The following is a 12,377-nucleotide window of genomic DNA, read 5'->3' as shown; positions in this document are numbered from 1 at the left end:
GTTCATGCCCATAAATTGTTTCTCCCGAAAAAAAGAGATGAGGAGCTGATCTCCTCATCTCTTACCTATGCAAAACCCAATCCAATTATTCTTGTCTAAATACGCTCTTAACATCCAATCATCTTTTTGGAAGTCTCTTGCAATTTCTTGAATCGCATCAGCAAGGGACAATGCTTTTTTATCTTCAAGTTGTTCCATAATCTCATACAATTCATTACTCATCTTCTGAAGGTCAAGGGAAATGCTATTCACCATATCCAATTCGCCTTCATTACCTGTCGCTTCGTCAAGCGTTGAAGCAGCAAGGAAATCTTTCATCGTTGCGAGCGGCTGTACTCTTACAGTTAGCATTTGCTCAGCATACTCATCAATGTGTGTTTTCGTTTTGTCATACATCTCTTCGAATTTCTCATGCAAAGAGAAGAAATGCTTCCCTTTAATATACCAGTGATAGTTATGAAGCTTGATATAGAAAACATGAAGGTTGGCGAGTTGCTCGTTTAATTCTTTCTCCATTGCTCTAGCGCTTGTGCCTTTAATTTCTGCTTGTCGTTTAACCATGTAAAACGCCTCCTATAAGTAGTGATGTGTATCCAACTAATTATTGATTATAATTATTATATAATAACAATTATAATTTGACAACCATTATTGTGTTTTCATGGCGTCTAATTATTATCTACCCGTTTCTCAAATAAAATATGCCCCTATTTATAGAAAAACACCCGCGATCATCCTCGCGGGTGTTTTGATTGACGATTACTCTTTATCTTTAGAGCTTGTAATGTGCGCTGTTACCGTATCTGAAATCGTACTGGATACGAGTTGCAACACTTCGTTTACTTCTGTTTGGCTGCGCTTAAATTCTTGGACAATCGGAATGTCATCAATTTTTTGTGAAGATCTTCAATTTCAGCCTCTGTTTTCTTAATGGCCTCTGTTTTTTTATAGTGCTTCAAGTTTACAAGTTCTTTTTGTTTTGCTTTCACTTCATCGATGAGCCCTTGAATCTTCGTGTTTTGGTTAATTTGCGCTTCAGCACGAATGAAAAAGTCAACCTCTTCTGTTTGGGTAAGTTCATTCGCCAACTGCTTCGCTTTTGCCATAATCTCTTCTTTTGTATACAATCCTTCTGTCATGCGTTCTGCACCTCGCTGTATTCGACCAGTTCACCATCTAATGACCACGTTTTTACGTTTGTGATTTTTGCATAGATTAGCTGTCCAATTTTATCTTTTGACGTTCGTACGTTTACACGTTTGTTTGTACGCGTTCGACCAGAAAGTACGTCTGGATTTTTTTTACTCTCGCCCTCAATAAGAACTTCAACCGTTTGTCCTTGCATATTGGCATTACTCTCTGCAGACAATCTGTTTACAAGTTCGTTCAGTCTTTGTAATCGTTCTTTCTTCACGCTCATCGGAACATTATCTTCCATCCGAGCCGCAGGGGTACCCTCTCGAGGAGAATAAATGTACGTAAACGCACTGTCATATCTCATCTCTTCGACCAATGTGAGCATATCTTCAAACTGCTCATCGGTTTCATTCGGGAAGCCAACGATCAGGTCGGTCGTGAATGTGGCATGCGGCATCGCTTTTTTAATTCGGTTAGCAAGGTCGATGTATTGTTCTCTCGTATACTTTCTTCCCATAAGCTTTAGAATCTCGTTATTTCCGTGTTGGACAGGGAGATGAATGTGTTCTAACAAGTTGTCTCCTTTTGCCAAGACTTCGATCAGCTCGTCGTCAAAGTCTCTTGGGTGGCTCGTCGTAAATCGAACACGTGGAATATCCACTTGTCGAATCATATCCATCAGTTTTCCAAGAGAGCTCGGGTTTTCAAGATCTTTTCCGTACGCATTCACATTTTGTCCGAGAAGCGTAATCTCTTTGTATCCTTGTCTTGCCAAATCTCTCACTTCATGAATAATATCTTCAGGTTTTCTGCTTCGCTCTTTCCCTCTCGTATAAGGAACGATGCAATATGTACAGAACTTGTCACACCCATACATAATGTTGACCCAAGCTTGTGTTTTCCCTGCACGTTTACGCGGCATGTTCTCAACAACATCGCCTTCTTTTGACCACACCTCAACGACCATTTCTTTACCGAGGATGGCATCATGCAAGAGCTCTGGTAATCGGTGAATGTTGTGTGTCCCGAAAATCAGATCCACATGTTGATGCTTTTGCAAGATCTTGTTGACGACCGTTTCTTCTTGAGACATGCATCCACAGATTCCGAGCACAACTTCTGGTTTCTCCAGTTTCAAATTCTTTAAGTGACCGATCTCGCCAAACACTTTATTCTCGGCGTTCTCACGAATGGCGCACGTGTTCAACAAGATCACATCGGCATCTGCGGTTTCATCTGTACTCGTAAACCCTAGTTCTTCTAAAATGCCGGCCATGTTTTCGGTATCATGAACGTTCATCTGACATCCGTACGTTCGGATATAATAGCGCTTGCCTTGGCCAATTTGTTTCATTTGCTCTGGAACCGAAAAGTCATAATGAAATTCGACTTCTTTTCTTCGTCTACGTTGGCCTTGTCGGTAATTCGGTGGTTCATTAACGACGATACTTCTCCCGCCAATTTTCATGACGTTTTTTCCTTCATCATTCTCTTCGAAAACAGCATTCGAGAAATCAAAGTATTTCCCGAAGTCCTTTTGGTCTAAAGACTTCCCATTTTCTTCTGTATTATCAGGGTTGGTCTCCTTTTGACGGCGTTTGTGATCGCTCATAGCCATCCCCTTTCTGTATACCAAAAATCTCATATATAAACGGATGTTGCTGCAAATCCATTAACTGCAGAACTTACCAGTTCAAATTATAATGGTTCACCGTGAGGAAAACAACCTCAAGTCTTTTACTCGTAGATGTTCACCTCTTAGTCACAGATTTCAAGAATGATTCAGTTGCAACCCTCGGTGCCGATTTAGGCAGCGGCAATTTCCATCTTTCGCGGTCGAGCCAAGTCCCCTGGGTGTTGACCATAATACGAAGATACTTGTTCAATACCAGCTGTTGTTGCTTGTTCGTAACGCGCTAACAGCTCATTAATGGACGTGTTCCCGTCCATATGATGCTTCGTGAGCATCCGCAATATCTCTGCGATCGCACGAGTTTGACTATCGTCGACGATTTGCTCGACATTCGACAAATCAATCGCTTCACACCCAAAAAGAATTGTATCTTTACCTTTGGCTCCTACTTTTTCTTTCTTGCCTTTTTGTGCATTCCAACCTGCTTTTTTCGGCATCCGCTTTTTCGTTGAACGAGTCATATCATTGTGGATAACCGCCTGCCTCGTCGTTCCTTCGCTTGCAATTTGTTTCGCACGATCGGTGACGTCGGTGACTTCGTATTCATCAAGCATAATGACCGTGTCTGCCACTTCTAAATAATCGCCACTTCCTCCTACAACGACAATCGTTGAGATGCCTTCTTCTTCATATAAATATCGAACCCGATCAATAAATGGCGTAATTGGCTCCTTCTCTTTCGCTACGAGTTGCTGCATGCGTTGGTCACGAATCATGAAATTCGTTGCGCTCGTATCTTCATCAATGAGCAAAAGCTTTGTGCCAACTTCTCGAGCCTCTATAATATTTGTCGCTTGTGACGTACTCCCGCTTGCATTTGTTGTTGAAAACGAACGAGTGCTTTTATCATTTGGTAAATTACTGATGAACATGCCAATATCAACGCCATTCACACTTCTTCCATCCTCGGCTCGAATTTTCATCGCTGTGTCGTCGGTAGCAATGTACTCTCTCCCATCTCCAGCAATATGGTTGTACACCCCTTGTTCAATCGCTTCAAGCAACGTGCTTTTGCCGTGATAACCACCTCCAACAATGACCGTTACACCTCGTTTAATCAACATTCCGCGAACGTTGCCCGCATGGGGTAGGTTTGCGTAAACTTCCAGTTCTTTTGGGCTCGTAAAACGTTTTGTGTGATCACTTTGAAGTGGCTGTTTACTTATGCCACTCGATCGTGGCAAAATCGCACCATCACAAATAAACACAAGGCCATCCTCTTTGGCTACAAATTGGCGCAAAGCATGCTGATCATCACAAAGACGCAAGTGCTCGTGTAATTGACCCATGTCCATATGGTCAACGGCTGATTGCACAATTTTTGGGAGTTGTACGGTTAGCCGTTGAATCGCTTCTTTTGCAAGAATAGAGCGCCCCCTTGCCGGTAACTGAACAGATAGACGCACCTCCAGTTGACCATTATGAATAACGACCGCACTTCTCTCCAATATTTCTTGAGAAGGAGCGTCAATGTAAATGCCTTTGTTTGCTTGGTGTTTCTGGATCATTTGGTTTACCACTCTTGCCAAATAATCCGTGATTCCTACATACCGCCAATGATCGGTGTACATGTCTTTAGTAAACGATAGCTTTTCTACCGGTGCACATACGCGTATTCGAGACGGGGACGCATACGGATCGGCTTGGACATGATCAATGTGTAGCGTATACTTCCCAAACGTGTGCGCACCTTTAATGTCATGGTATGCTTTGTATCCTTTATGATCAATGCGATGTAAAATCGAGGTTAACTGCTTCATAAGAATTCTCCTTGTCTTACGGTTTTATTATAAAGTTTGGCACATGGATAAAAACCTAGTGTGCGTACACTAGGTTTTTTATCGTTACCTTTGCTAGCAATCACTTATCTTGGTTCAATGATCAATTTAATCGCCGTGCGTTCCTCACCATCAATCTCAATATCGGTAAAGGCTGGAATGCAGATTAAATCAATGCCACTCGGCGCTACAAATCCTCTAGCAATGGCAACCGCTTTAACCGATTGATTGAGTGCGCCAGCGCCAATGGCTTGAATCTCTGCCGCACCTCGCTCTCGTATGACTCCTGCTAGGGCACCGGCTACAGAATTCGGAACAGATTTCGCTGAGACTTTTAAAACTTCCATGTGTTGTCCTCCTATCGCTTTTAAATGGCACCGTTACCCCCATAATATTCAGCAGTTGCCTTCCTATGCCTTTAACGTGATAATTTACGGTTATTCATAAAAAGGGTGATCATCATTAATCATAATTCTTTGCAGGGAACGTGCCTTGCCCGTTTGGTCATCGAGGTCAATGCAAATCCCATTTAATTGGGTTCTACCTTCTGCCACTTCGAACTTCACTGGCATCGCTGTCAAAAACTTGTCCAATACAGCCTCACGTTCAACCCCGAGTATTCCGTCATACGGTCCGGTCATCCCTACATCTGATTGGTAAGCCGTTCCACCCGGTAGAATTCGGTCATCGGCTGTTGAAACATGAGTGTGTGTTCCAATGACAGCACTTGCTTTCCCATCTAAAAACCAGCCATTGCTTGTTTCTCACTTGTGACTTCAGCATGAAAATCTACAAATACAAACGGGGTTCTTTTCTTTGCCTCTTCCACCGCTTCTTCAACAGCCCGAAACGGGCAGTCAATATCAGCTAAAAATGTACGACCCATCGCATTAATAACGACAACTTCTTGTCCATTTATATTCACACTCACTATTCCCTTACCAGGTGTGCCTAACGGGTAATTGATCGGACGAATGAGCTTTGGTGCATCATCAATAAATGAGAATATCTCTCTTCTTGCCCAAGCATGATTGCCAAGTGTAACGACTTGTGCTCCTGCTTCTAAAAAGCTTTTGTAAATCTTCTCTGTAATGCCTTTGCCACTAGCCGCATTTTCACCATTAACAATCGTAAGCGATGGTCTATACTTCTTCTGTAGTTTCGGTAAATAGTCTTGTACCATGCTTCTGCCTGGTCGACCGACGACATCTCCAATAAATAAGATTCGCATGCTGTTTCCCTCGCCTCATCTTCGAATTCATGCGATAGTCATTATATACCTTCAGGGAGTTCATAAAACTATCATCGCTTTTACCACGTGTAAAACGTAAAGAAAGCAGCACAATGTGCGCTGCTTTACTTTGCATAGTCTACTGCCCGTGTCTCCCGAATGACAGTAATTCGGATATGACCTGGGTAGTCTAATTCGTTTTCGACCCGCTTTGTAATATCGCGGGCAAGACGATGTGCTAACACATCATCAATTAAATCAGGTTTCACCATAATGCGGACTTCGCGACCCGCCTGTATGGCATACGTTTTTTCAACACCATCAAATGATTCTGCAATCTCCTCGAGTTTTTCGAGTCGGCGTATATACGTTTCCAGTGTCTCTCTTCTTGCTCCAGGGCGTGCTGCAGATAACGCGTCTGCTGCAGCGACGAGTGTCGCTATGACAGACTCGGCCTCTTCATCGCATGGTGAGAAGCAACACTGTTGACGACTACCGCATGCTCATTGTACTTTTTCGTTAGTTCTACACCAATTTCTACGTGGCTTCCTTCAATTTCATGATCAATCGCTTTTCCGATATCATGTAGAAGACCCGCTCGTTTTGCTAGTTGCACGTCTTCTCCTAGCTCCGCCGCCATTAAGCCTGTCAAATGAGCCACTTCCAATGAATGTTTGAGCACATTTTGTCCATAACTTGTTCTAAATCGAAGTCGACCCATAATCTTAATTAAATCTGGGTGCAAGTTATGAATGCCCATTTCAAAGGTTGCTTGCTCACCGTACTCACGAATACGCTCATCTACTTCTCGTCTCGCCTTTTCAACCGTTTCTTCAATACGTGCTGGATGAATACGGCCGTCTTGTACGAGACGTTCAAGTGCGGTTCGTGCAATTTCACGACGAATAGGGTCGAAACCAGATAGGATCACTGCTTCTGGTGTATCATCAATGATGAGATCGATGCCAGTTAGCGTTTCTAAGGCACGGATATTTCGACCTTCTCGTCCAATAATCCGACCTTTCATCTCATCATTTGGCAAATTCACGACTGAAACTGTTGTTTCGGCAACATGGTCCGCCGCAAATCGTTGTAAAGCTAAAGATAACATTTCTTTTGCTCGTTTGTTCGTTTCTTCTTTTATACGCTCGGTGTTCGACTTGATCATAACGGCTGATTCGTGTTCCAGTTCTTGTTCGAGATCGACGCGAATCATTTCTTTCGCTTCTTCCCTCGTTAATCCGGATACACGCTCTAGCTCTTCTTTCTGTTTACTGATCAAACCTTCCATTTTACTGTTCATCGCTTCGGTTTCACGCTGTTTCTCTGCGAGAACCTCTTCTCGTTTTTCGAGTGATTCTTCTTTTTTATCTAAAGACTCACTCTTGCGATCAAGTGTTTCTTCTTTTTGAAGAAGTCGACTTTCTTGTTTTTGAACATCGTTTCTCCGTTCGCGAATATCGTTTTCGGCTTCGGAACGAATGCGATACGCTTCATCTTTCGCTTCAAGAATGGATTCTTTCTTGCTTGCTTCAGCGTTTCGCTCCGCTTCTTCAATCATCTTCTTGGCTGCTTGCTCAGCACTTGAGATCTTTGCCTCCGCAATCTTCTTACGGATCAAATAACCGATGAACCCGCCGACGCCAACACCGACCAACAGCAGCAAAATGGAAGTGACCACCATAACAGGACTGTTATCTATCAAGAGATACACCTCCTTTGCTATGAAGTTGTTCTGTGTGAATCTTGTTCACCTTGCGGGTTTGCCAACGAAAAACGGAGACAGCAGGTTTCTGGTGTTGAATTCCATTTGGGTTTTCATCAAACGCATTGTTCATTGAACCAAATGTTTCTGTTCATTCTGTTCCATCATTCATCTTATCTGTTATGAATGTACTATCTGATGGAGAATACGAACTGCATTCTTCATCGATGATAAGCGGCTGCTAACCTTGTCTATCGGAGTCATTTCTTGCCAACAGCAACTCATTTCATTCTTTATAATTGTATACTTCTATTCATGAAAATGTCAACATTACGACGATGTTCATCTTCGTGTGGAATAAGGAAGATATGATGCGAAAAGAGCAGGGAATGTCCCTGCTCTTCATTATGCGTCCTCAAGTTTCAACGTCATTTCTTCTTCGTCACTATCTTTCTTCGCGCTAACGTTCAACTCATAGTGAGTACGAATCTTTTGTTCAATATCTTTAGCGATATCTTCGTTTTCTTTCAAGTATTGCTTCGCATTCTCACGGCCTTGACCGAGCCGCTCGCCTTCATATGCATACCATGCACCACTTTTATCAACGATGTCAATGTCCGTCGCAATATCAAGCAAAGAACCTTCTCTTGATATTCCTTCTCCGTACATAATATCCACTTCTGCTTGGCGGAAAGGAGGCGCTACTTTGTTCTTCACGACTTTCAGTCTCGTTTTATTACCAACCGTTTCATTGCCTTGCTTTAGCGCCTCGGCACGACGTACTTCTAAACGAACCGATGAATAAAACTTGAGTGCTCGCCCGCCTGGCGTCGTCTCTGGATTGCCAAACATTACGCCAACTTTCTCACGAATTTGGTTAATAAATACGGCGATTGCATTGGACTTGCTAATTGCTCCTGACAACTTCCGAAGCGCTTGGGACATAAGACGTGCTTGCAAACCGACGTGAGTATCCCCCATATCCCCTTCAATTTCCGCCTTAGGTACGAGTGCAGCCACTGAGTCAATAATCAAAATGTCAACCGCACCACTACGAATAAGCGCCTCAGCAATTTCCAAGCCTTGTTCTCCAGTGTCTGGTTGAGAGAGCAACAGCTCGTCAGTGTTCACACCAAGGTTACGTGCATATACAGGATCTAGTGCATGCTCAGCATCAATAAAGGCCGCTTGTCCGCCATTTCTTTGAACTTCTGCAATCGCGTGGAGAGCTACTGTCGTCTTACCTGAAGATTCCGGACCGTAGACTTCAACAATCCTTCCGCGCGGATAGCCACCAACACCTAGAGCAATATCAAGAGCCAAAGCCCCGCTAGATACTGTCGATACTCTTCGTTCACTATCTTCTCCAAGCTTCATGATGGAGCCTTTTCCGAACTGCTTTTCAATGTTTCGAAGCGCTTGGTCGAGCGCTGCTTTGCGGTCACTCATTGTTCTATCTCCTTTATTATAAATTCATACATTTCTCTCATGCAGAATGATGGTCATTTTATCCCCTGCACACATCATATCGTCTTTTGATCATTTTGCCAAGAAAAATACGAACATTTATTCGTTTTTTCTTCAACGAACTCACAAGCAAGCCGAAACACGTTCGGTCCCAAGGATTGAAAAACGAACGGCGGATTAAATGGGGAAAACATCGACAAACTCAGAAAACTAGTGCATTCATCGGCCGCAAGACGTTGGGGCTCGGGGTTACATTTTCCAAAGTTGCACGGTGTGTGCTTGCTCTCTCCTACAAACAGATGGTTGTAGAGGAGAACATAAGACGAAATCAACTCGGTCTCCTGTCTAACCGCTTCGTAAGAAATGGGTGAGACTGTCCAGAGATGGTCTCATCTATTCAAAACTGTTGTTTGTGGCAATTAGCCGAGCGAAATTCATCATCCTCAACCTGAATGGTGTCTAAAAGAAATCTATGAGACAGCTGGCACCTTACAGCGGCCTGTTTGAGCGGAGGATTGTTACATAAAAGAGTTAGACGGACCGTGATTAGCCTTGTCCCCTATGTTGGCGTTTGACCGTAAACGTCCCCCGACTTTCCTATGCCAAGCGTATGGAACGAAGACCGGGTGGCTACCTCGACCATAGGGTTCATGAAATTTCTAAACGTTAAGAATAGCATCAGAGATCTGCGGTGCGTCAAGACTTCGCAGCAGCGCTGACGTGGCTTCAGAAAATTCGATATGTGTTGAACTTTAGATCTTCCTTTTTTGCGTTGTTGGTCCTTGATTTCGACCAACCGGTTGAAATTCTCCATAGGCGTTGGAGGTAGCTAACCCATTTTTTGTTTCCAAAGAGCTTGGATTGGAAACAAGCTCACCGACTATGCCCGTTTTTACCTCGTTTAGGTTCCAATCCGTGGACGTCTGCTTCCAAACAGGCGTTTATGGAAGCAGATCGAGCACTTTACAGGAGATGAACGACAGTCTGCTTCCAAAACCTTCTTCATTCTTTCAATCACTTTTTTAAGTTTGAATCACACGCTTCGCGGAGAACAAGGTCGTGTAGTACAAAATTCTAAAACAACCCCTAGCCTAGAATTTTTATGGAATGAACGTAACGTTTTCCTGATTTGTATTGTTGTTGCTTTCCACTGCAGGCGGATGCTTGCACTCCGGAGTACAAGTGCAACATCGGTGGCTAAAAGACGTCCACCGTGTTTTCTTTATACTCCAAAGCACAAGGGCGACTCGGTTCAGGTTTCTGCCCACTGGTTACAGTGTCTGGAAAGAAGTCCAAATGCCACAAATATTCATTTACGTGACACTTGGGAAAGAATAATCATCATTTTTAAACGTGGATCCGCACATAAACGGAGTCAACGGTCACAAATTGCGATATATGTGACCGTTGAGAGCAGAAAGTGCCCGGATTGAGGCTGGATTGTCACATAAGTGACACGTCATCACATTCCTTACGCCAGGTGGTGGCCATCGGCTATGCAATGCTGCCCTTCGAGAAACGCTTTCTATTTTGCCTGCAACTCTCACTCACATGCCGAAGAACGTGAGTTGAGATGAGCTTCAACAGTCACTCTGTCAGCGTTCGCCCGCCAATAGCGATCTTAATCATAGCATTTGTTGGAGTTTTTAAGTTTATCTTTAGTCGTACTAAATAACCGACGCTAGCACATCCAAAAAACGCTCGCCACAAGTCCTCCTCGGACGAATGACAAGCGTTTATCGGAATTTCTCTTACGATTAGGAACGAGCGGGACTCGGTTTGCGAGCGTCTCGTTTTGGACGCGGTTTCGCAGGCTCTAAGTTTACTCTTGCTCCGTTCAATCTCGAATGACGAAGGCCTTCATAAACGAAAGGTGCAACGCTCTCAGGCACTTCAACAAAGGTGAAATTCTCAAAGATGTCGATCTTCCCAATTGATTTACCTGGAATGCCAACGGCGTTTGCTACTTCTTCAACGAGAATTTTTGGCGTCATATTCACGTTGCGACCGACGTTAATGAAAAAGCGTACCATCTTTTGCACCACCGGTTTCACCAAAGCTATATCCTTCTTCAGAAAGATTGTTTTCCGTCTGGTAGTTCATCTTTAGTAACGCTTGAATAACGTCTTTTTGGTCGAAGTCTTTCAATAGCTCTTCGGTAAGGTCATCAAAAATGGACGTCTCTTCACTCGCTTGAATCACATTTGTAATTTGTGTTTTCCACGCGTCTTGTTGCTTTTCAACCACTTCTTCAATGGTTGGAATGTCGCGGGTTGGAATTTGCATCTTGATTTCTTTCTCAATTGAGCGCAGGTGCTTCATTTCGCGTGGCGTAACGAGCGTGAGCGCTTGCCCCTTTTTACCTGCACGACCGGTACGACCGATGCGGTGCACATATGATTCAGGGTCTTGAGGGATGTCATAGTTAATGACGTGAGTGACGTTATCGACATCAATTCCTCTGGCCGCAACGTCTGTCGCAATAAGGAACTCAATTGAACTGTCTCTAAATTTCTTCATGACAGCATCTCGCTGTGATTGCGTGAGATCCCCGTGCAAACCATCTGCAAAATATCCACGTGCTTGCAATGATTCCGTAAGCTCAGCAACGCCTTTTTTCGTACGAGAGAAAATGATGGCAAGCTCTGGGTTGTAACGATCAATTACCCGGCATAGTGATTCCAATTTGTTGCGTTCTAACACTTTAAAATAAAGTTGTTCGATCGACGGGGCGGTCACATCACTGCGACTAATGGACACCGTCTCTGGCTTTTCCATGTAGCGACGTGACAACTTGCGAATCGGACCCGGCATCGTCGCTGAAAACAGGAGTGTTTGTCGCTCTTTGTTCGTTTGCTTGAGGATAGACTCAATATCATCAATAAAACCCATGTCCAACATTTCATCTGCTTCATCAAGGACAAATGTCTCGACACGGTCCAAGCGAAGAGTCTTTCTACGCAAATGGTCTTGAATGCGTCCAGGCGTTCCGATCACGACTTGGACTCCGCGCTTCAATGCTTTGATTTGGTGACCAATCGATTGCCCACCATAAATCGGTAATGTCGTCAGCTTCATATTCGCAGATAATTTCTGAAGCTCACCGGCAACTTGAATGGCTAATTCCCGCGTTGGCGTAAGTACAATCGCTTGCACGTCCGAACTAGCCGTAATTTTATTTAAAAGCGGAATGCCAAATGCGGCTGTTTTTCCAGTTCCTGTCTGCGCTTGACCAACAACGTCATTCCCGTCTAAGACGATAGGGATCGCCTTTTCTTGGATTGGAGACGGTTCTTCAAACCCCATCTGCTTAATGGCTTGTTTTAATTCTGGCTTAATCGCTTCGTGTTCAAATACGTTCATTCA

The 12,377-nt window shown here is 43.7% G+C and carries 5 protein-coding genes and 4 pseudogenes; all 9 read right to left on the bottom strand.

The window, feature by feature from the left end:
• Nucleotides 1-54: 54 nt before the first annotated feature.
• The 9 genes and pseudogenes from JCM19039_RS02950 to JCM19039_RS02910 all read right to left on the bottom strand — a co-directional run bounded on the left by JCM19039_RS02950 (nt 55) and on the right by JCM19039_RS02910 (nt 12,374).
• On the bottom strand, nt 55-561 hold the full coding sequence (locus JCM19039_RS02950; protein ID WP_042423724.1) for a DNA starvation/stationary phase protection protein: 507 nt from the start codon (nt 559-561) through the stop codon (nt 55-57).
• Nucleotides 562-759: 198 nt separating this feature from the next.
• A pseudogene (locus JCM19039_RS02945) lies at nt 760-1,106 on the bottom strand (RicAFT regulatory complex protein RicA family protein).
• A gap of 29 nt (nt 1,107-1,135) precedes the next feature.
• Nucleotides 1,136-2,749 carry a tRNA (N6-isopentenyl adenosine(37)-C2)-methylthiotransferase MiaB gene (miaB, locus tag JCM19039_RS02940; RefSeq protein WP_042423722.1) on the bottom strand — a complete coding sequence of 538 codons (1,614 nt, stop codon included), beginning with the start codon at nt 2,747-2,749 and terminating at the stop codon, nt 1,136-1,138.
• 194 nt (nt 2,750-2,943) lie between these two features.
• The gene (locus JCM19039_RS02935) at nt 2,944-4,590 is read right to left on the bottom strand and encodes an ABC-ATPase domain-containing protein (RefSeq protein ID WP_152550058.1); all 1,647 of its coding nucleotides are present in this window, start codon (nt 4,588-4,590) and stop codon (nt 2,944-2,946) included.
• 104 nt (nt 4,591-4,694) lie between these two features.
• Entirely contained in the window at nt 4,695-4,955 is a 261-nt protein-coding gene (locus JCM19039_RS02930) for a stage V sporulation protein S (protein WP_042396783.1), read from the bottom strand.
• Between the two features lie 90 nt (nt 4,956-5,045).
• Nucleotides 5,046-5,839: pseudogene (locus tag JCM19039_RS02925) on the bottom strand (TIGR00282 family metallophosphoesterase).
• A 125-nt stretch (nt 5,840-5,964) separates the two neighbouring features.
• Nucleotides 5,965-7,523, bottom strand: a pseudogene (gene rny / locus JCM19039_RS02920) (ribonuclease Y).
• A 426-nt stretch (nt 7,524-7,949) separates the two neighbouring features.
• Complete coding sequence (gene recA / locus JCM19039_RS02915) at nt 7,950-8,993, bottom strand: recombinase RecA (protein WP_042423721.1); 1,044 nt, start codon at nt 8,991-8,993, stop codon at nt 7,950-7,952.
• A gap of 1,775 nt (nt 8,994-10,768) precedes the next feature.
• Nucleotides 10,769-12,374, bottom strand: a pseudogene (locus JCM19039_RS02910) (DEAD/DEAH box helicase).
• Nucleotides 12,375-12,377: the final 3 nt, after the last annotated feature.

This window comes from Geomicrobium sp. JCM 19039, from assembly GCF_000698145.1.
GTDB lineage: Bacteria > Bacillota > Bacilli > Bacillales > Marinococcaceae > Geomicrobium_A.
Note: the sequence above shows the minus strand (reverse complement) of the source record. Positions and strands in the feature narration are given on the sequence as shown.